Consider the following 23524-nt stretch of genomic DNA (forward strand, 5'->3'; position numbering starts at 1 on the left):
TTTTTACCTAGCTATTTCTTTTTGTTCTTTTTGCGTTTCTTGTTGTTCTTGATTGGAGTGACTTCTCCTTTGTTTAAATAGTGACTAGCACGCTCTTTCACTACCGCTTTATGCTCCTTAGCAATTTCTTCTAACTTGTCATGTAACATGATCGAGGCTTGTTCTAGAGCGTTTTTTAGGGCGTTATAGTCTGGATATACAGAATAAAGCTTGTCAAAAGTACCATCCCCAAAAACAAGATCGTATTGAATTTCAAGCTGTTTCTTCTCTAGTTCAATAGCGCCAGCAACTACTTCTTTAGTCACTCCATCACGCTCAATTTTGTTATCAATATTTGCAGTTACCACATCCAATTCATACTGGACAAGGCGACGTTGGAGTTCTTCTTCCATGTCATAAAAGCGCATCAAGCTCTCTTGACTTGTATCAAACCATAGCTCTACTTCGCCGATTTTAACTGGGAAACCAGTACGTTTTAGTTCAATCTGAATATCTGTCATTTCTCTACTCCTTTTCATTTTAAAAAAAGGGCAAGGCTTAAATGCCCGCCCTTATCAAAAGCTATTACCCAATACCAGTTTCTTTTGGCGTTGAATTGTAAGAAAGCTTACATCCGAATGCTTCATAGTCGGAGGCAGCGCCAGAGCCAGATTTGATTTCTGTTGCCGTTGCAACTCCTACCCATTGCTTTTTGTTATCGGAAGATACGACTTTGTGCCATAGCTTACGATCATCCCCTGTTTTGTACTTCATGCCAGCAATAAGAGCTTGAGCCTTATCGTCTGGGTCATAAGTTCCCTTGAATGTGTAAGCACCTTTAACGCTGATTACTGTTGTTTCTTCAACTCCATCGCCATCATAGTATGCTTGGTCATCTGTTTTCTCGTCTGTGTCATCTGATACATCTGAGATCCATTTTGCAAGTTCCAACCATGTTTCACTTGTTGATGGTTCAGTTCCTCCGTTATACGGAGCTACAAAATGGCCACGTAGGGCGTTTTTTTGTCTTGTCATTGTTTATTCCTCTCTATTACGATTTTTGCCACAATTTCAATTGTGTAATAATAATAGCCTTGCTCGTCTTTGCCTTTCATCGCAGGACGACTGACATCCATTCCCATATATTCATAGGAATTGTTATCACTCGGCAAAACTAAGTCTATCTTTGATAGTTCTGAGGTTACTAACCAGATAGTATCATTGGCTACTGAGTTCTTTTTTGCCTTTACAGCAATTTCAAATGGCAAAGAAATCTCTTGCGTGCCATCCATATACTCTCTGTCCACTTTTCCGCCTGGTATCTGATTGATAACCAGGTCATCTTTGTCATCCTCAAAATAATCAAAGCGTGGTTCAACTGGTAAATTTAAAGTCTTGATATGCTTTAAAAGTACATTTTGAAAGTCATTCTCTCGCATTAAAGCCCCATTCCTTTCACAAAAGCTCTAGCCCATTCTTCGGCATGATTGCTAGTAGCAACTTGATCCCATCGTTTGCCAGTTCCCGGAGTGGTGTATCTCCTAAAGGTGACAATACCGTTTGAGCCGTAAAATTGCGCTCTAGAATAAACCGTTCCATAGACAACAGCATCACCTTGTCCGACGATTCGGCCAGAAGCTCTCAACTCTCCACCTCTCAAGGGGATATATTGCTCATTGTCTAGCAAGATCTGGCTAGCAACAGCAACCTTTCCTCTTGTCATGGATTCGCTCGAAAGTTTCTGTTTGGCTTTCTGCAAGTCAACTTTAATGGCAATACTCATTAGATCACCTCAATTTCTTGACTGAATATCTCACCATCATAATAGTTAGTTTGAAATCCATTAATTGTGTAATCTCCTATCCCATCGTTTACTTTTGCACCCATCCAACTGTTATCAACTGTCACAAAAGATAGTGAGGGATAGAGGTATATAACCCCTTGTTTTTGCCTTGATTTTGAATTTCCTGTACCAGATTTTGAGTTACGATTACCAGATGACCCCACTGATCTATCAAAACGTACATTTTTAATAGTCAATGGCTCTGAATACACTTCATCCCCATAATCGTTTTTGTCAGTTACTTTCTTGACGGTCAGTACATCCTTTAACAAACGCTTGTCAATCCCTTTTAATAGTCGCTTATCGATCATATACAACTCCAACAACTAGGCTAAAGCCGGCTTGTCTCAAAGCATTTTCAGCATCCATAGACAAATTAAATCGCTGACCTGCTGATGTGTTTTGTGAGGTGCTATAAGAGATTGATGTACGGCCAATAGAGACGCTGTTGGCTAGTTGCTTATCATCCGCCGACATAATACCAGAGGCGTCGAGATAGGCGATTTGAAAAGCCATAGCAAGCTTAACAGCATTTTTCCGATAGGCAATTTCTTTTTCAAAGTCAATGCCTTTCTGATAAATACCGTTAGTGTATAGGTCAATCGCTATCTTTGCCCGTTTTGCTAATTTTTCAAAGTTTGTAACTTCATCAAAACCTAGATTAGTAAATTCATCTTGTGTTAAATAAGTCATGTGTAACCTCCCTTAAAAATAAAGGGTGTTGCCACCCCTTATTTAATCTTCAACAGTTGTTTGAGATACATCATCTACTGATGGGGCATCTTCTTCTGGTTCCAGCGTTCCATTTTTGTCAACAAGTTCCAAAACATTTTTCACATCTGGAAAAGCATTTTTTAGTTTCTTGTTGACTTCTTTGGCGTAATCTTCTTCAAGTTCAATAATGTCATCAACGATCACATCTTTGTTGAGCTGTTCAAAGAAAAGGTTTTTTGTTGCTCGATAAAGTGCCATGTTCTACCTCCTATACAATAGTTCCTGTGACTTTGTAAATTGCTTTCTTGTTGTCATCAAGAGTGTAAGTACCACCCTTAGCAGCAGCTTGCAATTTCACACCGTCAAAGTTTTCAGCTTCGATAGCACGAGCAGTTGAGATGCCTACAAACGGGATAATGATTCCATCTGGAGAGAAGATAGCGACAACCCCTGTTTTAAAGTATTGCGCTGGTGTTTCAACCAAAGTAAAGCCTTTGTATTTTGGCAAACCATTCTCATCTAGTGAGATGCTTGAGCCTTTGGCTGATGTTACTGAGGCCATATCAACAATGGCATTGTAAAGCTCAGCTCGGAGATACACTGTAACTGGCGCAGTTACTTCATTGTTTGTGTAATAAGCTGATACCTTGTTAAACAAAGCTTTTAGCTTATCTTCTGAAAAGTCAGCAAGTGCCTCAGTTTGGCCAGCGTTGTCTGACATGTACTCACCAATACGTTTGTTGATGGTTCGTGTTTGCGCCTCAGATTGGAGTTTCAAGCGGTCGGCGATTGCAGCTTTAAGGTCATTGTTTACTGTGTAACGATCAAATCCCTCATGGATAGTGAGCGTGTAATCATAGTCAACCTTAGTATTGCTGTACTTGATTTCTTTCAATTCCCCAAAGCGTGACTCAGCGCCTGTATTATCGCCAAAGTCCCCATCATTTGCGCCTGTTTTGTACTCTCCAATTACGACTGGAGTATTGTTTGTTTTAACTGAGAATGCTGTTTCATTTTCTTGTACGCCATCCAAAATCTGAATTGGCGACAAAGCACCTGTAAAGGCTGCACGCACTCCAAAAACTGTCTCAAGAATGCCCGCATATTGATTTTCATAACGGCGCACTGCGTTGTTCTGATTACTTGGCATTTGTAATCTCCTTTCTATTATTTGCCATACCCGTCAATAATCGCTTGGAATGGGTCGACATCACTTGTGCCCTCTCCTGCTGGATTACCTTGAGGTAAAATATTTGGGCTAGGCTTACTTTCTTCAGCTTTGAACAGATAAGGATCACTTTCTTTCAAGCTGTTGATTACTTCATCAATCTGAGGTTTCCCGTTGTCGTCCAACTGGATAGCATCAACATCAATGAATTTCATCAATTTGTCTGGATTGAAAGCATTTGTATCTTTCAAAGCTAGATTGATAGCACTAACCTTTTTGATTTGTGCAATTTCTGCATCGGCCTGTTCCTTGTACTTGTCATATTCAGATTGCAAAGAGGCAAGCGCTTTTTTTGTTTCTTCGCTTGTATTTGCATCTGATTGCATTTCGGCAAGTTGAGACTGTGCGTTTTGCAACTGGTCTTTCAGACTATCTCGCTCTTGTTTGATAGTTTCAAAGGCTGATTTGTCCTCGTTCAGCTCTTTTCCTCGCAAAGCAAAGACTGACTTAGCCTGTTCTTCAGTCAACCCAAGATTGAGTAGTTCTTCAGTTGTAAATGCCATTTGTACCCTCCTAGTTCTTTTTTAGGTGGATAACTCCCACCTCAAGCAAAATATTATTTACTCTCTCAATATACCTTTGATGGATAGGGATTTTTTACGGTTTTGAGCATAAAAAAAGGACTTGTGAAACACAAATCCTTTATGAAACATATAATTTCTCTCGTCTGTAATCTCTTGTTAAGAAATCATGCTGATTTATCAAGTTACGGATCTTAGTTTGATACTCTCTAACTTTCAATCGCTCAGCTTTTATCATCTTGTCATCTTGCAAAGTATGAGCATAATGCAAACGCTCTTTATGTGTCTTGATAAGCCTCTCAAGGCCTCTTTGACTGGCTTCAATGCGTGCATTTTCTTCAGCTTGTTCTGGTGTCAAGTTCTTCAGATAGTCTGGTAAGTTTGGCAACTCATGAACCCCAACAATAAAAGGTGTCAGATAATGGCCACAATGGATCCCTAAACATCCAGCTGCTGTTCCGTACCCATAATCTAACAAAGAATAGATAGTTATCCCATCTATTTCCCTGCCAGCTCCTTTGGTGACTATCTGCCCCTGCAATGGACTGCAAGCTGGCCTAGCCATTGCTTTCATCGAATAGTAAAAGGTATCTATTCCTAACTCCTCGGCCGGTCTAGTACGCATTTCATTGTAAACTTTGTATGTTGTACTCTTGATAATAGCCCTCGCATAACTATCAGCTTTCCAATGCCTACCGGCTTTGTCCACAAAACCAGTAAAGCTGTTCTTCTGCCATTTCATAATCGTATCATGCAAAGCAACATCGCTTGTTTTAGTTCCTGCAACTACCTGGGCGACTGTTTCCTCAACGATCGCCTTATAAGCGACTTGCAAGCTCTTGGGCAAAGTTGTATTGATAAGGTTTAAATCACTAACTGCCTGCCTAGAATAAGCCTCTAAACTGTCCGTTACGCCATTTGAAATCTCTCCTTTAGGTATTTTATTCAAATCTTCTTCAAGTTGCTGTTTGGTGTCTTTATAGACTTTCAAACCCTCATTCTCAATAACATCCCGTAACAATCTTTCAGCAATTCCTGTACGCTCTGAAATAAGCTTTAGATTCTGCTCATTGAGCATGTGCATGTCGTTTAGTTTTTCTAGTTGCCAGATATAAGGGTTTCTCATTAAATCAATAGAACCACGCTCTTTTAAGCGTTTAATCATACGATCAAAGAGATCAATCTGTAATTTTTCGTAAATATCACCCACTCCTTGCATTTGCAAAGGAAATTGTTGGTCGTTAAAGGTGAGTTGTTTTCTCTTTTTCATTCAAAAGCCCTCTCTTGAAAGAAAACTGGCCAATTTGACCAGTTTATTCTTCTAGTTCGTATTCTAGTTCAGAAATATCCTTGATTAGTTTTTTAATAACTGAGGAGGCATCTAGTCTCCCACTCCCTCTAATCATTAAACCTAGTTTTAATGTTGGCGTATTTTCAATGCTTGCTGAGTAGTCAACACTAGTAACTCCGAATTTAATTTTTGTCACTGTTTTCTCCTTTTTTACAAACTTAATAAACGAACAACATCATCCGGTTTATGTCCATCCCACTCTGGAGCGGTTTCCAGTTCCTGAACTTCAGCAAAATACCCCCAATTCTCCATGTGATAATGATAGCTATATTGTCCATATGGTGTATCAATTCCAACAATGAAATAATTTTCATACATTGTCCCATCTTTGTGCTTCTTAGATTTCCATGCTTTATCAAGATGGTTTTTTAAAATAACGGCAAACAATATCATTCGATGATGATACAATTCGTTGAATGTATGAGAACCGTCACTTATCATACCTCTTGTCACACCTAGCTGATTATCGATTATCAGCTGTGCTTCTTGCAAATCAACTTCTTCAATAGGATCAATTTCCATCTTATTCCTCCTCGTTTTGCTCGTTTTGGTCATGCATGCCATAAATAGCAAGCTCAGCATCATTCATAGGTGGTAACTCGCTATTGATGGTATTGAGTTCTTTTTCTGCCTCCAATTCAGAAATGTTCAATGTTTTCATAATTGCTCGTTTCTTCGTTGAAAAGCCTGCTGCTACCATTTTGGCCCAATAATCAAGCTCGACATGACGGTCTGTGAATACTCCATCATCTAGGTTTACAGAAATATCTTCCAGCTCCGGGATTTCTCCTTGGTAAATCCCCACTGCCTTCCCAAGTTCACACATTGAAACACAAAGCTCTTTGATAGCTTGCTCGACAAGTGCAACAATGCTATTTCGCATCTGATAAGTATCTGAGTTCTCACTGACAATTTCTGTCGCTGTCTTAACGCCTTGCCCGTCAAACGTAAACATTCCACTTGATACACCAATCTGCATTTCAAAGAGTTTCAATCCCTCAGAAATTGCAAGGATATAATCATCCGCTCGAATTGGTGAGGTAAGGTCTGTAATACCTCCAGCATCCATGCTAGATCCGCCAATCTGCATATAAACATTCTGCTCAACATCAAACCGTGGTCTAAAATCTATTGTTCCATCTGACCGTTGATGTTGTCTTTGTGTCAAATGCTCTGGCACAATCACGCGCCTTTGCCCCATTTTGACTTCCCACATAAATTCGTCATAAGAACGATTGATGAAGTCAATAGTTGTCTTTGCGTTATCAAAGATAGACAAGCCAAGAGGGCTGTTGATATCTTTGTTGTTCATGCCTGGAGTTTTTAAATAAGTAAATAGCGGTCTTGATAAGTTCTCAAAGATTGTTACAGGTTCTAAATCCTTGTACTTATCTAGTTCACTCAAGTTCACACGTTGACCAAGCACATCATTCACATCTGATCTGTATAGCTCATTTGTAATGCGATAATACTTCTTATCGTTTGTACTACCTGTTTCTTGTCCGTCTGCTGTTACCCACTCGTGAAACTCAACAAGTGTATAATAAACGTTCTTACGCCCCTCAGATTTGATAGTCTTAGTAAGGATTGCAGCACTTGAAACATCTTGTGTGTTACTTTCTAGCGGAAAAAATACAGGTGCTTGAATAAATGCAACTCTGACCTTATCTCCATCAATATAAGGACGCATAGCTAGGCCACCTAAAGCTAAACAGCTCTCGAGATATCGCTCAAAGTTCTTGTTGAATCTATCATTTATCAGCATATCATCTAAAAACTTGCTCAAAGTGCTATCTTTTGCCGTAATAGTCGCTTGCTCGTTGTAAACCAAACTAGCAATCTTCTTCGATGCTGTTCTTGCAATTGGCAAGTGATTCATTGGACGGGATTGGATATCTCCATCTGTGTTCTTGTACTGAACATCATCCCATTTTGATTGATAGTAAACTAGATTTCTCTTGATCCGATCATACTCCTCTTGAGTCACTGCAATTTTTGGATGTTCCAAAATACTATTAAGGTTTGATGTCTGCATGTAATACCTCCCTCGACTAAAAAAGTCTTTTACTTTTTGAAATAGGCTCATGATTGCCCTCCTCTAAACGTTACCAACACGCAAACCGAGCAATTTTGCATTGTCTAACACAAAATACTGTGTTGTGTCGCATGTATGGTCATCTTCTTTGATAACGCTAGGATTGTCAGATTTGATAGTCTTTTCATCCCAGCGATACATCTTGTGTTCTTCAATAAATATCTTGTTGTTTTTGGTATTGAGATAGTAGAAGCGACCTTGAGCAAGTAAAGATTGAAAACTGTCAATCATAGTCACTTTTCTAAGTTTAGCGACTGGATGCCATTTCAAACCAAAATCAAGAAACATCTGGTTTCTTAACGCTCCCTCAGCACTATCTATTGTGTATTGCAAGGCTTGTACTCTGTACTTCTCAATAACTGAGCGTATATAAGTATATATCTCTTTGGATAGCTGACTAGGTGCTTTCTTGACCACTTGGCCAGCAGGTGAGTAGTACCAGGTATCAAGTAAGATTACTTTTCCTTTAGCTGTTATCCCAAAAGCACAACAAGCTGTTGCTGACTGTTGATGTCCGCCGTCAAGCGCAAAGGATATCCCTATCAACCTATCATCGCTAGGCAAAGTATCCAATGGGTGAAACATACTCATGTTATACACGTTATTTCCCAATCCGACTGCCTCGCCAAGATATAGATATCTGTAATAGTCGTAATCATTTTCTTTGATGCGCTCTATATCCTCTAGCATCTGCTCAGTAACAAAGCCAAGTTCATCATCAAGATAGGTGCTTGAGTGAGCTAGATAGTTCTTATTCGTCTTGATACTTTCAAACCATTCATTGATCCAACTATATGGATTTCTAGGTGGGTTGTAACTCCAAAAGAATTGTACGAACTTAGCGTGTGGGTGTTTCTGTCGCATAAAGGTCACATTTGACTGGTCAAAATCCTCTTGACTTGCAAACTCAGCAGCCTCCTCGTACCAAACCGCTATGATGTTACCAATGTCGTTTGATTTGAGTTTTTGAAAGTCATCTTGTCCGTAAAAGTAAAATGTTGAACCTGTCTTTTTGTGTACGATTTTAAACGGGCTAACTGTTTTTGTGAACTGCTCAGCTATACCAAAAAGATTCAATGCCCACCAAACTTTATTGAAAACACTGTCTCTAATAGTATTGGCCACCTTACGGATAACAACGATATTGGCCGCCTCTCCAGCGATGATATACCTTATCATCATATACGCTAGTTTAAGTACAATAACCGATGATTTAAAAGAGTTACGCCCACCTTTCAAAACATTATAAGGTAAACTAGAAATCCAAACAGACTTGAAATGAGGGTTGATATTCTTCTGGACATTAAAGGTCATCTGTTGCCCCCCTCACATCTTCAGCCCATGCATCCACTATCTCGATAGTTTCACTTGAGCCTTTCTCAGCTTCAGCACGCTCTCTATTTTCATGCTTGAGTGCTTTAATACGCTCTTTCTGTTCTTGTATATCGTATTTGTCTTTGGTATTTGTCAGCTTGATTATGTTCTCAGTCGCTTTCTGATTGCCTTTTACAGCTTGCTGAAAGGTTGCAAAGGCCAGTAATGCCTCATTGTTGCCAGCCATACCCATTTCTTCAAGTTGTTTCTTGATTTTACTATCCGTCACATCCAAAGATAAGAGGGTTTCAAATGCTTTTTTTAGATCAGCTTTTTTTCTTCTTGCTATGCCAGATGCTTTACCTCCTTTTGAGCTGATAGCTCTTGCTTCATCTTTGGTTCGTTCTGTAACTGGTTTTAAATTTTTAGTTCCATCCCTAGGCAATTTTCACCCTCCTTTCAAACAAAAAAAATCACAAGCATTTTATACTTATGATTTCATTGTATATGTTAAAAAAGGGGATGTTTTACGCTGTTTTAAGACGAGAAAATAAAAAAGCCCCAATTAAGGGGCTAGATACAGCGCAATGACACGGATTCGCACCGTGGCTACCTCTATCAAGGTGTACTCCTTCTATACTATCCCTTGTGCTTTCTATTAAAATTATACCACTCTTTCGTCACTCTATCAACCATTTTCCTCTCTTTAGTTGTCAGATTTGTACCACCTTTTTTACTTACTTCATATTCATTATGAAAATAACCGTGATGAACATGAGGAATCATTTTTTTATGTTCATGATCTAGGTCTATCTGTTTATTACGTTTATTTTTTGTATCATTGTAAGTGATACTCTTTAAATTGTTTGTGTGTTTATCAACTAATACATATACTCTACCTTCAGTCATAGTTTCCATTGGTGCTTTTTGTGAGCCCTGCTCGTTTTGAACAACAAACTTGATATTCCCTACTTCATGTATCGTTTTATATTCTGTACCGTACTTTTTGCCTTTATTGCTCCTACCAGAGCTCGCACCTCGTCCACCCATTGTTTACCTCCCATTTTGTCGTTTCCATTCATTAAACGAAATTAGGTAATCCTCTTTTCCTACTGAGGCTCTATGATTTACTAGTTTCCCATGCCTATTTAGCGTTCCTGTCCCCATCAAAGGCCATGAATTTTTTCTTCTTTCTACTTCTGCTCGCCAGTCTTTTATATCTTTTTGATTTTTCTTGTCTATTTTACGAGTCTGAGTCTTATTCAACTCTTTGACGAGAGTTCCATTTTTTCTAGCATTTTCCAAAGCCTTTGAAAACGATGCCCCCTTATGGTGTTTCGGAAGCTCGTAACCATCCCATGTTGCTATACCATCTTTTCCTATTCGTTGATATTGACGAATGGAACCATCTGCCATTTTTACCGCAATTCTATCAATCTTATTACTTCCGCTTTTTGCTCCTCTACCGCCCATTGTTTTTCATCCTTTCCGTTGTTGCATTTTCAAAATAAACAACCTCTATATCTTTATAATCGTATTCGACTTTTCCGCCATATACTACAATTCTTTTAGGATTGAGGCGTTTTATCATTTCTGTTACACCTTTTTCCCAAATCTTCAACTGCTCTTTGTTTTGCTTAACACCTATTGTGCTGATTGCTAGCGTTGCATCTTGTGGCAAACCATCAAAACAAAAAGCAAAACTTTCCTCAGTTGACCATGATACCGTTGGAATAACCGTCATACCGTAATCTTGCATTATCTGACCAATCAATCTTGATCTGTAAATGTTCCATACTTGCATAGCCATAGGCATATCAAGGTATAGACTAAAGTCTGGAGTTAAGGCGCTATCAAACTCTAGCAACTTTTCAATATAAAAGTCTGGTCTTTGCCAAATCCGTTCAAATTGATAATCATCTAAAAAGAAGTGCACACATGAGCTATAATCCGGTTTATTCAAAACATAATTAAAGCCTTGAAAATCTTTAGGGATATGATCCACGCCCTCAAGTTGAGGCATGTTATAAAAACCCTCAACCCTTGTATCGTCATAATGAAAAAGGTTGTATTGGTTTATTGTGGTATCTCTATGAAAATCCTCTGCATCTTCTTCCTCGATATCAGATGCCTCTTGTTCTTGATCTGTACCAAAATCTAAACCTGTTACGGATAAGTCAAACCCGAATTGACTCATATCTATTGTTTCAAACTCACCTAGTTCTACATTCAAAAGCTCAGCATCCCATGTTGAATACTCAGCGACTCGATTATCTGCTAGTCTATAAGCCTTTATCTGTTCGTCTGTCAGATTTACAGCGTGAGCGATAGGTATTGTATCTATACCTAAAGAAAGTGCTGCTTTGAGCCTAGTATGACCTGTAATGATGACATTATTATCATCTACTAAGATAGGTTGCTGAAAACCAAAAGCTTTTATGGATGCAGCAACTTTTTCTGTTGCCTCGCCGTCATTATGTCTAGCGTTTTTGTGATATGGTTTAACGGATTTTATATCCACATACTCGATTTGTAAGTTGTCCATATCTCTCCTTTCAAAAAAAGCTTATATATCTTGATTATAGATACATAAGCTTTGGCTTTTTTACGGTTCTTTATCTAATATGGCGTTTTTTAGTAATTCTGTGTAAGTTGAACGAAAATAATCGTTAAACCACGCATTAAGTAGTACATAGGCTTGAGTTGGGCTATAAAATAGTATTTTTTGACAAGCTCCAATAACATTCATGTTCTCGTAGACATAAACCTCTTTTATTGCCTGCAAATATTTAGGATCAGACCCATCTATAAAATCTTCAGTTGATTTTTTTAAATTGGTTAAAAACTTAGCTTCAAGACTATCATTTTTGATATGAGAAACTATAATCTTTTGCTCCAAAATGGTTCTTTTCGGATTTTTCTTATCCCTCAAAAAATACCATTTGAGCCAATTGATTTCCCTGCGATGGATAACTGACAAGCGCTCTATTTTCTTCTTCGTCATCAGTCATATATCACCCCCTCATCATTTGTTATATAAGGTCACGTTGCTTGAGTGAGTGTAATACTCATCTCCATTTTCAAAAGTGACACGAATACTATCCTGTTTCTCGTACTTCGCCCACCGTTTGACTTTGCCCTCTACGATTTGCCCATCTACCATTTTCACTTTTGCGTAATTAAAAGTGAAAGTTGTTCCAAGGACATCCTTGTTTCCACATGCTGCCAACCATACAAAAGATAAGCCAAGCAATACGATTGCTAATAGTTTTTTAGATTTCATTCTTCTACCTCAAATTCCTCAATTAACCACTCCAAATTTTTACGAGCCTTTTTCAAATCTTCAAGCCCATTCTTTTTTGAAACCTCAACTGATATTTCAAAGCATTTCCTAGATAAAAACCCTTTAATTGTTCTGGTGTCATGAAATTTCTTAGAGCATCGATAGATTCCATGCCATATCGTCCTTGATAGTGGCTTGGGTTATTTACATTATCTGTCATATCAATTCCTCCCGTAATGTTTATTTGCTCCATGCAAGTAATACGTTCCATCTTTTCGCTTGTTGATGTAATATGTGTATTGACCATCTGGGCTAGCATAGGAAATCTGTTTTTCTCCTGCCCAGACTCCATTATCTCGCATCATATGACAATTCTCCATAATCCACTCTACATCAGGCATCTAGTAACTCCTTATTCTCGTAGATGTTGCCTTGAAGGAATACATTACAGTTTTCGATACAGTCGAATAGATTATCCCAGACCTCTTTTTCTGTGCGTATATCTAACAATTTAAACATACCTTTATCAAAGATAATCTTTGCTCTACCGCTATCTTCAAATTCATCCCAATATGTCCAAAGGATAACATCTCCTTCAAAAATTTCCTTGTCAAAATCGTCTTTGAGACCTGTTGATTGCATGAGATCGTAGCTTTTCATATCCTCTTTTGTTACGCTGCCGTTTTTGTAAGTTGCCATGATAGCTTGGTCATCCAAGAGTAGTGCATTAACTTGCACCATTTCTTTAAACTCTTTATCCCACGCGCGAAACTTTGGTAATGTTGCCATAATTACATCTTTCATGTTTACTCCCTATAATCGTTATAAATTTCAATAGCTGGAATTGACTCGTTATCAGTTGCAGAAGTAATTATCAGCTCGCTTCTCACTTCTCTCTGAAATTTTAGCAACTCCTCTATCGAATTGATTTCGATAAAATGCCCCTCTGCAGCGTTCGGGAACTCTCTTTTTATTCGACCTTTAGATGTTTTATGATTTGCTCCTTTAGAAAGCCAAGTGCCTTCTCTCCTAGAAAATCGCTTATCAAATTCTTCAAATGTCGAACAGGTTCTAACTTCTCTTTTTGTGTATTTTTTAATTGTGGTGTTAGGAATTTGTTTTTCAACTTCCCCTGACGTGCTTGTTAAGAAAAATTCCATCTACTTCATCTCCTCGTCTTCATAAAATTCAACCTTTGCAAAGTGTTTAGGATTTATCGTGATGATAGTTTCAGTAGGCTTAATCTGTTGTAGTTGAAGATAATTTATATTACCTCGCTCAAGCCATTCCAACATATTTAGAATATGTCTATAATCTTCTTTTACCTTGATTTCTACATCTTCATATGGATTTTGTAATCTGATTTTTGTCATTTATTCCACTCCCTCTATATCAAAAACTAATCTATAATGCCCTTTTTCCTCGCTTAATCCACCATAAACAAAAGATAACTTTTTGATAACCTTATGATTATCATCTTTCCAAATACCTGCATCAGTCATACCATCAATGATAGCTTTAACTGTTGGATATAAATTAGGTGGGTCAAGTTTTGACTTAGTAGGGCTATAAATTGTAACTGTAACCTCACAAGGGTTAGAGGGGCTAAAAGCAGCCCTCCCTTTATCCTTGTTCATCGATGTATGCCAATAAGCAAAAGCTCTAATGCGCTTAGTAACTTTAGCCTTATCTGTTTGATGTTGCCTGTCATTACTGTTGATAACCATGTTTAGAGATTTTAGCTTAGTATTTCGAGGCAAAGAAAACTCAAATTTCATTTTGATTACCTTAAAACTCAATGTTTTCAATTTCTGCACGTTGTTCAAGGATCTTGAGATATGCACACATTGTATAATGTTGTGTTTCAAGTAACTCAATAGGACATTTTAGCTTAAAATCAAGCGTTCCTACGTAATAGTTACTAATCATCAAACTTAACTTATTGGTGCGCTCTTTTAATTGTTTGTATTCTTCAATCATCCGTTGTTTGTAATCACTCATTTTAATTTCCTCATTTCTTCAAATAATTTGGGGCATCATCCCCTATGTTGATGCTCTCATATTGTTTTTTAGTGACAAGAAACTTACCATAAGCTCCGATAGTAACCGTATAATGCCCATCAATAATGGCTTTATCTGTTACAGTCCCGATAAGTTCCCCACCAGCATTATCAACTTGATAAATAATGACTGGTTTTCTTTTTTTCAATTCTTCTACTTGCTGTTCCAGTTTAGCCACCTGTGGTTTATAGTGATCTTTAGAGATCATCAAACCTAGATTTAGCATTGATAGTGACAAGCCCACAAGTGCAAAAAATAAACCAACTCGATTTTTATTTTTCATGTCATGCCTCCAAAATCTTTATCACTGTGTAAATCAAAGCAATAGCATAAGCATCAAAGATAAACCAAACCACCTTGTCCGCTTTTCCTTTTTTGTAGGTTTTGCGCCCAGCAACGAAAATCAGAATAGCAAGGAGTAAGCAAGCGCTGATAACCATTAATTTCAGAAACAAGATCATCTAATTACCGCCTAACTCTTCAATTACTTTACTTACAGCTGCTAAAATCTGTTCTTTTGTTTTGGTGTCCTTGATATCATCAATCCCCTCAACTTTCCCAGTTTCTACATTGATAGCGATTGATCCAACAAAAGAGCTATCTTCCTCATCAGATTCACTAAGCACTTCTTTAACACTCTTACCATCCAGAATGTCCAACAAATCATGGCTAATGCTATGCATTGTCTTAGCTGTTTTTAATCCATTAGTATTTTCTGTCAAAAGAAAGTAGAACATTGCCTTTTTACTGGCATCGTGTAATGCCTCCGCAAATTCTTTCAAGTTCTCTACGATAGTTTCAGCTGATACCGTGTTTTTAGTTTCTTTAGTCATTGTCTTTTCCTCTCTTATGCTAATACTGTGATATGTTTTTGGTCTGCTAGTTGCTCTTTTAGATAGGCTGCAACATTTCCTACTGCATCAGCTACCCAACGCTTACCATCTGCCTCAAATAAAGCCATATTTGCTTGCTTATCAATCCTAAAGACAAATAGGCTTGCTGGTTGCTCAACCTCGCTAAATGTACGATATGGGCGCAATGTGACCGGATTAGGTGCTTTGCCTTTAGCAAGACTTGCCACTCCTGTTTTAACCGTTGCTACTTGAGATACCCCATTATCTTCAATCTCAGCCCCATTCTCAATTTTCAATGCGCTAGCAAATTCTAGCAATGTGCCACGATCATTATCATCAATAAAGTTTGATTGCAACATGATATTGAACTGTTCCGATGATAGAAAACGGCCAAAAGATAGCTCTGGAATGCGTGCCTTAACATCAACAAGTAATGTTCGACGTTCTAACTCATCATTTTCAGACCATACACAAACCTCATCATTTTTCTCAACTGCTACAATCAAGCGTTGGTTTTTCAAATTGTTTAGGTCAGTTTTGAGAAAGTCAACCAGACTTGTCAAGGTTGATAGCTCCAAAGTTTTAGGGTAGCGTTTAGGGTCGAGTTCTTTGAGGTTGAATTTGTTGGCATCATAATACTCTGTGCCATCTGCAGCTGTTAAAATTTCTAATCCACGCCCTTTTAGTTCTACTGCGTATTCCAATGCTGATTTAAGATTTTCTGTTGTCATATTAGTTACCTACTTTCTTTTTGTTGAAATCAATAATATCTGGTTTTGTTTCTGCTTGTTGTTCTACTTCCTCTACTGGTTGTCCAATATCGGTTCGTAATTGAGCATCATCATCAAAATACATCTGACCTGGCACGCTACTTCTAAGTTCGTTTGCATGCACCATGCCTGTATCATAGTCACGGCCAACAAGAATAGTTGTAGTTACTGCATTTTGAGGTGCTAGCTTAGCTTTCACATCCATGATAGTATCAACTACTGTACGCTCATCGTTAGATGACATTTTCAGTGTAATTGTGATAGTACGTTTTGCTTTCGCATCTGTATTTAGGTCAAGGATGTTGTCAAAGACTTTTTCAAGCTCTTTGTCTAGTTTCTCCTGTAATCCTCCATCTGCAATGTGGGTTAGGTCTAACCCAATAAGTTTTTTATCCATATTGTCCTCCTGCTTTAAATTAAGCTAATTTGAAATGACGATAGCATTTTCTCTTGTGCAGCCTTATAAAAATCTTTCTTGATTTCAAATCCATAGGCTGACCTATTCATCTCAATAGCAGCTCTTAGGGTTGAGCCAGAACCTGCTACGGGATCAATGACAACATCGCCCTCATCTGTAAAAATTTCAATCAATCGTTTCAAAACTGGTATCGGTTTTTGCGTGGGATGGATAACGGGGTAAGAGCTATCTTTTTCCCACGGGGCATGATTGAGTATCATAGCCCCACCGTTGTTAAATTTAGGTAGTTTGTCACGATATAATACCGTTGCCTCTTCAACCGCACCAACAATTTTCATATTGGCCTTTAGTACTTGTGGGCTTGATTTTTTTGTAAAATAGAGCGGATAAGCATTATTAAAACCATGCTTTTTACCACATTCTATAATCATATCCCTCTGTTGCCAGGCATGAAAGACAATCATAGCAGGTGCTTTCCCTTTTTCCTTTGGTTCTTTTTTCAAGAGCCGGCTGCAAAAGTCAAAGAAATTATTGATTTTGAAATCATTATCTGTATCAAAAAATGATTTTCCTGCTAATCTGCTCTCTCCGTTTTTGTTATCCCCATCTTTGTACCATCTAGGGTCGGAGGCATATGCATTATTTCCTAAATTGTAAGGAATATCAGCAATGATAAGTTGCGCTCTCGGTATGTTGTATCGCTTAGCATTTTCAAAGTGGTCATTGATAAGTTCAAATTTCATCACAAACTCCCCACTTCAAAAGTTTTTGTAACTGCTTTAAGCGATCTTGACTATCTAACAACTCCAAATAGGTTTTTTGGCTGATCAATACATAGCCTGTCAGGTCATGACCTAGTAAAGTATCATCAACAAATAGCTCCATTTGCTCGGTTGGGTTGTCAAAATGAGACTCTGCATCCGTATCCTTTTTCTTTTTGGTAAAGGTATTAGCAATAACCTCAATTTCTGACTCATTGCTTAAGAATGATGAGACTTGAGTATTTAGCGCATCGGCAAATGCCTCGATTTCCTCATTCGTTGGAGTTGTAACATTTCTCTCAATGTCACTTACTCGATTTTGACTAATTCCAACCATAGGGGCAAGGTCATACTGAGTAAGCTCTGCCCCTTTACGGATAGCACGCATTTTAGCACCGTCAAATACTTTCATCTAAACACCTCCCCTCCATCTGAGTACCATTTGTTTTTAAGTACATGACGTGCAATCTCGCATTGCACTTGTGGGATCTGATAATAATCCACTTTTGCCTTGTGCTTTTTGATAGCTTGCATAGTGTGAATTGTAACAATCGCTGCCCATGTGATAGACATCAAAGTTGTAAGTAGCATAACGATTTCAATTTTTGTCATTTTCTGTTTCCTTTTCAAATTGGTTTAATACTGATTGTAAAAGTAATTTCACCCTCTCATCTTATTTCTGATGGTGAAAGAGTGTTTAGGTGGTGCATCTTCAAAAGCATCTTGAAACTCTTGGTTGATTTTGCGGATATTGAAAGGCTCGTAAGCGTGGAAATAATAACCATGTTCATCAATTTCCCCCTCAATACCAGTTGCCCACGACAAGAAAACAGCTTGTTTACACGATGGGCAAGTAATAGCCTTTGCGATGCGCTCCTACCTTAACCACTTTACAGTGTCCACAAAATGGGCATTGTAAGTCTGCTTTAACTTTATTCATCTAGTAACTCCTATAATTTAGTGTATATTTCATATTGGGATATGGTCTGACCATGTGACAATATACTGCTCAAATAACCGTGGTTATGTCCTAAGAATTCACTAGCTTTCGCCATGCTTCTAAACATGTGCATTTCTTTAGTCTTTTTGTCAACTAAAATGATGCTCATTCCTGTTTTGATTAGGTTGTTATCGAAAGCATGATTATTGTTTTCTTTGTAAGTCGCCCACTCAAGATTGCTAACATGATTATTTTCTGGGTTGCCATCAATATGATTTACTGTCGGTTTGTTATCTGGATTTGGTATAAATGCCTCTGCAACCAATCTATGTACTAGGTAATCTTTCGATCTCTTATTTTTCCATAGAGACACCCTAGGTTCTCTAGTTTTGGTTGATTTAGGTTTCAAAATCCTCTGTTTCCAATGCCTGATACCGTGTCTTTGGCTATGTGTGATTTTATCTTTGTGAGTTCTAACTCTACCATGGTTTGAAACTTCATAAATCCCCTCATAACCATTGATCTCTTTCCAAATTTCTTTGCTCATAAATCACCTCAAAACGGCAGATCTGAATCGTCAATATCCAATGGGTTTGTCGGTCTGCCAAAGGGATTGTTATCACGGGTGAAATCAGGAACTGGATTTGTTGTGTTCCCCTCAAAGAAACTACCTTGTTGTCCGTAACTATTTCCATTTTGGAAATTGTTTCCTGTGTTATTTCCGTTTTGGAAAGAACTGCCCTGGTTGCTGTAGCCCTGTTGTTGATAACCACCATGATTATCTTGATGACCTTGAGTATTTTGCTGACTGTTGCGACTTTCTAGCAATTGGAAATTACTAGCAACAACCTCTGTAACATAAACACGTTGGCCTTGCTGATTATCATAGCTCCGTGTTTGAATTACTCCTGTGATACCAATCAATGAGCCTTTTTTAGCCCAATTAGCAAGATTTTCAGCTGACTGTCTCCAGATAACACAATTGATAAAATCAGCCTCACGCTCTCCAGCCTCGTTCTTAAATGGACGATTTACAGCAAGAGTAAATGTAGCAACCGCAATATTCGATTGCGTGTATCTCAGTTCGGCATCTCTTGTAAGTCGCCCTACTAAAATAACGTTATTTATCATTTTGCACCTCCTCTACTTCTGATACCTTGATTTCATTTGACCCAAACTTTAATAAGTTGGCGTATCGTTTCACAAACTCAATAGCGGCCATAAATGAATTTTCTGCATTGATTTCTGACCCCAAATCAAGATCTGCAATTTTACCACTGACATAAAAACATCTCATAGGTCTGACTCCTTAACAAACACACCATCCACCATCTTTCCTTGACGGTCTTTGATTTCATTCCATGCCAATTCAAGGCACTCTGTCAAAGTCAAGTCAAATTTCTTAGCAACAAACATCAGATAAATAGCAATGTTACGGCTACTTAACTGAATTTGAGTGCGTGCGTTAATGCGATTTGTATTAGTTGAAACATCAACCAAACCACGCGCAATCAATCCAATTTCATTAGCAATGTGCAAGTACAGTAACTCTACTGACCACTGATCTACATAATGAAAGTTATGCTGTCCGTTCTCATCTGGATTGAGAGACAAATGGATTTTAGAAAAGTTCATCTGTTGAGCTAGGATAGTCAGAACAACCATCATATCTCCAACGCTATCAGCTATCTTTTCCTTATCCTTTCGTACTGTAGCACCATTGAGCTCCCCCCACTCTTCATTGAGTTTGAGCATTTGAGATAATGGGCTTGCTTTGTCAAGCTCCTTAGCTGTTGACCATCCTTTTACATTTTCAATCAGTTCATTAAATTTCATTGAGCATACCTCCTGTTGCAATATTCACGCTCCAAGCTATCTAGCCCCGATTTTAGATACTCGATAGAGTAGACAGCAAGACCTTTCTTTTCAATTTGTGTGAGAGGCCTGTTAGCCTCTTCAAATTCTAAAATAAGTTGATACTTTCTAAATTCCACCTAACCCTCCAAAGTTTCAAAACTGATAAAGTTATCCTCAAGCCATTCTTGCAACTGATCAAGCTGAGCTTTCCCACCATGTAAAGTCAAACGCAAGTCAATTGTTAAAGGTTCGCCAGGCTCAAATTTTGGCACTTCTCGCACGTTGTTTTGTGGTTCTGGTGTAATTGTCCCCTGTTCCAAAATCTCGCCTGTTTCGGCATCGTAAGCCTTGATATAAGCCTTGATATTCGCATTAGCAATTTCTTTGGATATGCGTTCGATTTCTGCAAGTCGTTCAGCCTCTGCTTTTTCTTGAGCCTCTCTCTGCTCCTTGCGTGCAATTTCAGCATCACGGTCTGATTTCATCATCTTGAAAACATCGACAAGGCTCTTACCATCTTCAAGATGTCTGATATAGCTATCAGCTGGCAAATCGTACTCTTGAGCTTGCTCTTGTACAGCTTGCTTGTTGGCCTTGTATTCTTCCAGGGCATCAAATTCTGAAAGCACTAAAGCATCCATTTCATCAAGTGTTGTCTTTTTCAGTTCGTACTTGCCTGTTTTAAAATATTTCTTGAGGCTGTACTCATCGTATTTGTCAGCGAATGTGGATTTTTCAATCCCTGCGACCATACACTTATCCTCAAAGGTAGCTCGGACAACATCCACGCGCATCAATCGTTCATGTTCATCAATTGCATTAAGTCCTGCTGTGATGTTTGCAATGACATTATCCAATGGCTCAACTGTTTTCTTGTACCACTTCTCAAATTCCTTGTATGGATTATTAATGTTGTTTTTGATTTCCTTACGTCGAGTTTCCAGCGCCTCTTTCAATTTATTTAGGCGTGTACGCTCATCATAATCAATCTTGTAAGTGGATGCTGTCACCTCATAATCTGTGTACTGTGCAACAATTGCTGCAAGTTGTTTCTCCACGCTATCATAATCAACATTGATTACTGCAGGTTGGAAATCTACCTTAATTTCTGTCAAGCTATTAGTTACATCTTTTACCATGTCTTTATTCTCCTAGTCTGTGAAAATTTTGATTTTACTACCTGATGATGAATGTCCAAAACATAAATTGCCATTATCACAAATTAAGGCAAGTTCTGTTTTTGATAAATTAGGGGTATTCTTATAAATCTCATACAGTGAATTCCCGTAACCACCACCAACTTGACCATATACAACATCAACTGTTTCTTGATCTTGTTCATTCATTTTGTCATAATTCCATTTGTCCTTGATGATATATTTCTCTTTCAACTCTTTTAGAGCTGAAAGATTAGATTTATGTTTTTGACTTTCGTTTTCTGTGAAAGCCCATGGCGAATAAATTTTATTTTCAGTCATGTCTTATACTCCTTGTTTTTCGTATGCTTTTTGAATTTGTTTAGTGAGATAGTCCATCACTATGTTATAACCATCAACTGGCACTTTGTGGAAATCATCTATTTGGTACTTGCTCAATACAAAATTTGCAACTGTATCAAATGGTGCTCCTTTAATCGTCGCAATTTCTTCAACGTTCTTGATGATTTCTTGATACTGAATGTTGTCAATGTACCTTACTTGATTTTGTTCTTGTGCTTGCTGGTTGTTTGGTTTCTGTTGCTGATTAGTCTGCCCTTGTTCTTGGCTTTCTTCTACTGGATACTCATCAACATCCTCACCTCCAATGGCAAATAAACCTTGTAAAGCATATTTTCTAGCATAAGAACCAACCGCACCTGTCCATTGTGGATCTTGCATCTGTTTCACATCCCCTTTTTGTGTGTGAAAAATTGGTACATCTTCCTCTCTAGCCCATCCAATAGCTTTTTCAATCGTGCCATCACTTTCTCTTTTAGCAACAGCTACCGCTTTATAATACAGTTTGTCACCTTTTTGAATGATGTCATCTTCTGGAAATGATACACTCCAACCGCTATCCAAAGACTTAAATTTATTATTGATGTCCTCTGCGGTTCTAAACGGATATTTCACTCCCTGTTTCGTTTGTTTTTCGATTTGCATTTTTCGCTGTAATTCTGCAAATGTTAAATCTGCCATATCATCTATCCTCCAAGTCTGCTAAAAGGCACATCCCATGAATAGTTAGTAAAGTTTTTGTTTACAATATCCTTGATGATTTCACCTTTTGAAATTTCAATTTCCTGTGTAAATTCCATACCCATTTCAAAAGTGAAAATTTTAACATCAACATCAAACTTACTAGAAATTTCTGTGTAATTGTCAGCTGATGCTACCCATGCTTGTTTGAAATCTTCAAGTTCGATAATCACAAAATCATCATTCAACCAAATTTCAATATCTTTACCAGAAATAAACGCACGCCTTGTACCGTTTATATAAAAATAATCATTCTCAGTTTTAAATGTTAGTAGAGTACCATCATATTTTTCTTCGAGCGTTGCGCCTTGATTTTCTAATAGCATCTCTTTCAATGCTGATACGATATTTTCTGTTTTGCCTCTTAATTTAAGAGTGCCCTCTGCCCAATTTGGCATATTTCTTTCCTCCTTTAAAAAACTCTGCAAATCCCTTATTATTCTGCTATCGTGTCATCTTAACGGTTTTAGCCATTTCTTTCTTCCATGACTGACTGCCTCGATATTGCAAATAAGCATCAAAACCCTTGATTGTTACAAGCTGGCCATCATTTCTGAGATGGTTTTGCTGACTAGGTAACTTCTTCATTTCTCGCCTCATGTCTCCCGCTTGCCGTTTTGAACATCCAAAGATGTGCTCTAGTTCTTCATCGTTTGCAGAAATCTTCTCGATGATCACATCTTTAATTCTCACGATTTGAACTGTTTCCATTTTTGCTCCTTTCGTGGTATAATTTACTTAGTGTTTTTAGTAAGCCCCTGACCCTATCAGTGGGCTTTTTTGCTATAATTGACTTATCCTAAACGAAAGGAGGATAAGTTTATGAATGACTTTGAAAGCCTAAAACAAGCTAGCTATCAACTGATTACAGAGTATATTGAGAAAAATTCAGCTGATGTTGCAACTAATGCTGTCATTGACGTCATTGAAAAATTATTAGCAGCTAAAGATATGCAAGTAGAGCAACTTGCTACCGAAAAAGCAACTAAGATTTTAAATGAGATAGCTAACAAAGCCTCCGAATAGCTTTACATAATTCCTGCTCAGATTGTTCTTGCTTTTTTTGAGTTTTAACAATAAAGTCTGAGTAAGCATCTTCCCAAGCCTTGACTATTTCCGTAGTTGAGGCTTTTGTTTTCCCACTGAATGGGTATCTTTTAGGTCTCATTCTTTCCCCTTTCAAATCAAAGTCCTATATTAGAAATTTTTAAATTTCTCTCTTTTATTTATTAAGAGTAGTAGTACTTGTTGTTAGTTAGTATTTATTGTTATTTAATACTTGTTGTTAGTTAGTATTT

Annotated in this window: 44 protein-coding genes and 2 pseudogenes; 1 reads left to right on the forward strand and 45 read right to left on the reverse strand. The window is 37.9% G+C overall.

Features of this window, described 5'->3' with window-relative positions; translation table 11 throughout:
• Window positions 1-11: 11 nt before the first annotated feature.
• From ATE37_RS09010 to ATE37_RS09210, 45 genes and pseudogenes are all read right to left on the reverse strand, one after another.
• The gene (locus ATE37_RS09010; protein ID WP_084868788.1) at window positions 12-500 is read right to left on the reverse strand and encodes a hypothetical protein; all 489 of its coding nucleotides are present in this window, start codon (window positions 498-500) and stop codon (window positions 12-14) included.
• A 64-nt stretch (window positions 501-564) separates the two neighbouring features.
• Window positions 565-1014, reverse strand: coding sequence for a phage tail tube protein (locus ATE37_RS09015; RefSeq protein WP_084868789.1), 450 nt, complete (start codon window positions 1012-1014; stop codon window positions 565-567).
• Window positions 1011-1418 (reverse strand): minor capsid protein, encoded by a 408-nt coding sequence (locus ATE37_RS09020; protein WP_084868790.1) that lies wholly within the window; start codon window positions 1416-1418, stop codon window positions 1011-1013. Before ATE37_RS09020 ends, ATE37_RS09015 begins: the two co-directional genes overlap by 4 nt.
• Window positions 1418-1762, reverse strand: coding sequence for a minor capsid protein (locus ATE37_RS09025; protein ID WP_084868791.1), 345 nt, complete (start codon window positions 1760-1762; stop codon window positions 1418-1420). The genes ATE37_RS09020 and ATE37_RS09025 overlap by 1 nt, the downstream gene beginning before the upstream one ends.
• Window positions 1762-2133 carry a putative minor capsid protein gene (locus tag ATE37_RS09030; protein WP_084868792.1) on the reverse strand — a complete coding sequence of 124 codons (372 nt, stop codon included), beginning with the start codon at window positions 2131-2133 and terminating at the stop codon, window positions 1762-1764. Before ATE37_RS09030 ends, ATE37_RS09025 begins: the two co-directional genes overlap by 1 nt.
• Window positions 2123-2515 carry a hypothetical protein gene (locus ATE37_RS09035; protein ID WP_084868793.1) on the reverse strand — a complete coding sequence of 131 codons (393 nt, stop codon included), beginning with the start codon at window positions 2513-2515 and terminating at the stop codon, window positions 2123-2125. The genes ATE37_RS09030 and ATE37_RS09035 overlap by 11 nt, the downstream gene beginning before the upstream one ends.
• 42 nt (window positions 2516-2557) lie before the next feature.
• Window positions 2558-2794: a hypothetical protein gene (locus ATE37_RS09040; protein ID WP_084868794.1), complete on the reverse strand. Its 237-nt coding sequence runs from the start codon at window positions 2792-2794 to the stop codon at window positions 2558-2560.
• 10 nt (window positions 2795-2804) lie between these two features.
• Window positions 2805-3686 carry a phage capsid protein gene (locus tag ATE37_RS09045; RefSeq protein WP_084868795.1) on the reverse strand — a complete coding sequence of 294 codons (882 nt, stop codon included), beginning with the start codon at window positions 3684-3686 and terminating at the stop codon, window positions 2805-2807.
• Window positions 3687-3703: 17 nt separating this feature from the next.
• A complete protein-coding gene (locus ATE37_RS09050) occupies window positions 3704-4267 on the reverse strand; it encodes a phage scaffolding protein (RefSeq protein WP_084868796.1) in 564 nt (187 codons plus the stop codon).
• Between the two features lie 139 nt (window positions 4268-4406).
• Window positions 4407-5555 (reverse strand): phage minor capsid protein, encoded by a 1149-nt coding sequence (locus ATE37_RS09055; RefSeq protein WP_084868797.1) that lies wholly within the window; start codon window positions 5553-5555, stop codon window positions 4407-4409.
• 43 nt (window positions 5556-5598) lie between these two features.
• Window positions 5599-5772 (reverse strand): hypothetical protein, encoded by a 174-nt coding sequence (locus tag ATE37_RS10775; RefSeq protein WP_180382789.1) that lies wholly within the window; start codon window positions 5770-5772, stop codon window positions 5599-5601.
• A gap of 14 nt (window positions 5773-5786) precedes the next feature.
• Window positions 5787-6158 (reverse strand): WDGH domain-containing protein, encoded by a 372-nt coding sequence (locus tag ATE37_RS09060; RefSeq protein WP_000401854.1) that lies wholly within the window; start codon window positions 6156-6158, stop codon window positions 5787-5789.
• Window position 6159: 1 nt separating this feature from the next.
• Window positions 6160-7722: a phage portal protein gene (locus ATE37_RS09065; RefSeq protein WP_084868798.1), complete on the reverse strand. Its 1563-nt coding sequence runs from the start codon at window positions 7720-7722 to the stop codon at window positions 6160-6162.
• A gap of 12 nt (window positions 7723-7734) precedes the next feature.
• Window positions 7735-9045 carry a PBSX family phage terminase large subunit gene (locus tag ATE37_RS09070; protein ID WP_084868799.1) on the reverse strand — a complete coding sequence of 437 codons (1311 nt, stop codon included), beginning with the start codon at window positions 9043-9045 and terminating at the stop codon, window positions 7735-7737.
• Window positions 9035-9490, reverse strand: coding sequence for a KGG domain-containing protein (locus ATE37_RS09075; protein ID WP_084868800.1), 456 nt, complete (start codon window positions 9488-9490; stop codon window positions 9035-9037). The genes ATE37_RS09070 and ATE37_RS09075 overlap by 11 nt, the downstream gene beginning before the upstream one ends.
• Before the next feature lie 194 nt (window positions 9491-9684).
• On the reverse strand, window positions 9685-10095 hold the full coding sequence (locus tag ATE37_RS09080; RefSeq protein ID WP_084868801.1) for a hypothetical protein: 411 nt from the start codon (window positions 10093-10095) through the stop codon (window positions 9685-9687).
• A 3-nt stretch (window positions 10096-10098) separates the two neighbouring features.
• Window positions 10099-10518, reverse strand: coding sequence for a hypothetical protein (locus tag ATE37_RS09085; protein ID WP_084868802.1), 420 nt, complete (start codon window positions 10516-10518; stop codon window positions 10099-10101).
• On the reverse strand, window positions 10508-11590 hold the full coding sequence (locus ATE37_RS09090) for a DUF4417 domain-containing protein (protein WP_084868803.1): 1083 nt from the start codon (window positions 11588-11590) through the stop codon (window positions 10508-10510). The genes ATE37_RS09085 and ATE37_RS09090 overlap by 11 nt, the downstream gene beginning before the upstream one ends.
• Before the next feature lie 60 nt (window positions 11591-11650).
• Entirely contained in the window at window positions 11651-12049 is a 399-nt protein-coding gene (locus ATE37_RS09095; protein WP_084868804.1) for a hypothetical protein, read from the reverse strand.
• 21 nt (window positions 12050-12070) lie between these two features.
• On the reverse strand, window positions 12071-12328 hold the full coding sequence (locus ATE37_RS09100) for a hypothetical protein (RefSeq protein ID WP_084868805.1): 258 nt from the start codon (window positions 12326-12328) through the stop codon (window positions 12071-12073).
• Window positions 12325-12581, reverse strand: a pseudogene (locus ATE37_RS09105) (DUF3310 domain-containing protein). Before ATE37_RS09105 ends, ATE37_RS09100 begins: the two are co-directional and overlap by 4 nt.
• Complete coding sequence (locus ATE37_RS09110; RefSeq protein WP_084868806.1) at window positions 12550-12729, reverse strand: hypothetical protein; 180 nt, start codon at window positions 12727-12729, stop codon at window positions 12550-12552. Before ATE37_RS09110 ends, ATE37_RS09105 begins: the two are co-directional and overlap by 32 nt.
• On the reverse strand, window positions 12722-13117 hold the full coding sequence (locus tag ATE37_RS09115) for a YopX family protein (protein WP_206600683.1): 396 nt from the start codon (window positions 13115-13117) through the stop codon (window positions 12722-12724). Before ATE37_RS09115 ends, ATE37_RS09110 begins: the two co-directional genes overlap by 8 nt.
• A gap of 17 nt (window positions 13118-13134) precedes the next feature.
• Window positions 13135-13488 carry a hypothetical protein gene (locus ATE37_RS09120; RefSeq protein WP_084868808.1) on the reverse strand — a complete coding sequence of 118 codons (354 nt, stop codon included), beginning with the start codon at window positions 13486-13488 and terminating at the stop codon, window positions 13135-13137.
• Window positions 13489-13701, reverse strand: coding sequence for a hypothetical protein (locus ATE37_RS09125; protein ID WP_084868809.1), 213 nt, complete (start codon window positions 13699-13701; stop codon window positions 13489-13491).
• Complete coding sequence (locus tag ATE37_RS09130; RefSeq protein WP_084868810.1) at window positions 13702-14106, reverse strand: hypothetical protein; 405 nt, start codon at window positions 14104-14106, stop codon at window positions 13702-13704.
• A 10-nt stretch (window positions 14107-14116) separates the two neighbouring features.
• Window positions 14117-14329 (reverse strand): crAss001_48 related protein, encoded by a 213-nt coding sequence (locus ATE37_RS09135; RefSeq protein WP_001286809.1) that lies wholly within the window; start codon window positions 14327-14329, stop codon window positions 14117-14119.
• 10 nt (window positions 14330-14339) lie between these two features.
• On the reverse strand, window positions 14340-14672 hold the full coding sequence (locus ATE37_RS09140) for a DUF1372 family protein (protein WP_084868811.1): 333 nt from the start codon (window positions 14670-14672) through the stop codon (window positions 14340-14342).
• 1 nt (window position 14673) lies between these two features.
• Window positions 14674-14850, reverse strand: a complete 177-nt coding sequence (locus ATE37_RS10780; RefSeq protein WP_180382790.1) for a hypothetical protein — start codon at window positions 14848-14850, stop codon at window positions 14674-14676.
• Window positions 14851-15222: a hypothetical protein gene (locus ATE37_RS09145; protein ID WP_084868812.1), complete on the reverse strand. Its 372-nt coding sequence runs from the start codon at window positions 15220-15222 to the stop codon at window positions 14851-14853. It abuts the gene before it with no gap.
• 14 nt (window positions 15223-15236) lie between these two features.
• A complete protein-coding gene (locus ATE37_RS09150; protein WP_084868813.1) occupies window positions 15237-15974 on the reverse strand; it encodes a hypothetical protein in 738 nt (245 codons plus the stop codon).
• Window position 15975: 1 nt separating this feature from the next.
• Complete coding sequence (locus ATE37_RS09155) at window positions 15976-16410, reverse strand: hypothetical protein (RefSeq protein WP_084868814.1); 435 nt, start codon at window positions 16408-16410, stop codon at window positions 15976-15978.
• Between the two features lie 14 nt (window positions 16411-16424).
• Entirely contained in the window at window positions 16425-17174 is a 750-nt protein-coding gene (locus tag ATE37_RS09160; RefSeq protein ID WP_084868815.1) for a DNA-methyltransferase, read from the reverse strand.
• A complete protein-coding gene (locus ATE37_RS09165) occupies window positions 17164-17604 on the reverse strand; it encodes a helix-turn-helix domain-containing protein (RefSeq protein ID WP_084868816.1) in 441 nt (146 codons plus the stop codon). Before ATE37_RS09165 ends, ATE37_RS09160 begins: the two co-directional genes overlap by 11 nt.
• Window positions 17601-17804 (reverse strand): hypothetical protein, encoded by a 204-nt coding sequence (locus ATE37_RS09170; protein WP_084868817.1) that lies wholly within the window; start codon window positions 17802-17804, stop codon window positions 17601-17603. The genes ATE37_RS09165 and ATE37_RS09170 overlap by 4 nt, the downstream gene beginning before the upstream one ends.
• A gap of 48 nt (window positions 17805-17852) precedes the next feature.
• Window positions 17853-18132 (reverse strand): annotated as a pseudogene (locus ATE37_RS11000) (hypothetical protein).
• A 10-nt stretch (window positions 18133-18142) separates the two neighbouring features.
• Window positions 18143-18679 carry an NUMOD4 domain-containing protein gene (locus ATE37_RS09175; protein ID WP_084868818.1) on the reverse strand — a complete coding sequence of 179 codons (537 nt, stop codon included), beginning with the start codon at window positions 18677-18679 and terminating at the stop codon, window positions 18143-18145.
• 8 nt (window positions 18680-18687) lie between these two features.
• On the reverse strand, window positions 18688-19263 hold the full coding sequence (gene ssb, locus ATE37_RS09180; protein ID WP_084868819.1) for a single-stranded DNA-binding protein: 576 nt from the start codon (window positions 19261-19263) through the stop codon (window positions 18688-18690).
• The gene (locus ATE37_RS10785; protein WP_180382791.1) at window positions 19253-19429 is read right to left on the reverse strand and encodes a hypothetical protein; all 177 of its coding nucleotides are present in this window, start codon (window positions 19427-19429) and stop codon (window positions 19253-19255) included. Before ATE37_RS10785 ends, ssb begins: the two co-directional genes overlap by 11 nt.
• On the reverse strand, window positions 19426-19968 hold the full coding sequence (locus ATE37_RS09185; protein ID WP_084868820.1) for a MazG-like family protein: 543 nt from the start codon (window positions 19966-19968) through the stop codon (window positions 19426-19428). Before ATE37_RS09185 ends, ATE37_RS10785 begins: the two co-directional genes overlap by 4 nt.
• Window positions 19969-20126: 158 nt before the next feature.
• Window positions 20127-21128, reverse strand: coding sequence for a DUF1351 domain-containing protein (locus ATE37_RS09190; protein WP_084868821.1), 1002 nt, complete (start codon window positions 21126-21128; stop codon window positions 20127-20129).
• A 12-nt stretch (window positions 21129-21140) separates the two neighbouring features.
• The gene (locus tag ATE37_RS09195) at window positions 21141-21467 is read right to left on the reverse strand and encodes a hypothetical protein (RefSeq protein WP_084868822.1); all 327 of its coding nucleotides are present in this window, start codon (window positions 21465-21467) and stop codon (window positions 21141-21143) included.
• Window positions 21468-21470: 3 nt separating this feature from the next.
• Window positions 21471-22166 carry an ERF family protein gene (locus ATE37_RS09200; protein ID WP_084868823.1) on the reverse strand — a complete coding sequence of 232 codons (696 nt, stop codon included), beginning with the start codon at window positions 22164-22166 and terminating at the stop codon, window positions 21471-21473.
• A 5-nt stretch (window positions 22167-22171) separates the two neighbouring features.
• The gene (locus tag ATE37_RS09205) at window positions 22172-22624 is read right to left on the reverse strand and encodes a hypothetical protein (RefSeq protein ID WP_084868824.1); all 453 of its coding nucleotides are present in this window, start codon (window positions 22622-22624) and stop codon (window positions 22172-22174) included.
• A gap of 46 nt (window positions 22625-22670) precedes the next feature.
• Window positions 22671-22937 (reverse strand): hypothetical protein, encoded by a 267-nt coding sequence (locus tag ATE37_RS09210; RefSeq protein WP_084868825.1) that lies wholly within the window; start codon window positions 22935-22937, stop codon window positions 22671-22673.
• 111 nt (window positions 22938-23048) lie between these two features.
• Between ATE37_RS09210 and ATE37_RS09215 the strand changes: the two genes are divergently transcribed.
• On the forward strand, window positions 23049-23252 hold the full coding sequence (locus ATE37_RS09215; RefSeq protein WP_084868826.1) for a hypothetical protein: 204 nt from the start codon (window positions 23049-23051) through the stop codon (window positions 23250-23252).
• Window positions 23253-23524: the final 272 nt, after the last annotated feature.

This window comes from Streptococcus oralis subsp. tigurinus (genome assembly GCF_002093575.1).
Taxonomy (GTDB): Bacteria; Bacillota; Bacilli; order Lactobacillales; family Streptococcaceae; genus Streptococcus; species Streptococcus oralis_CH.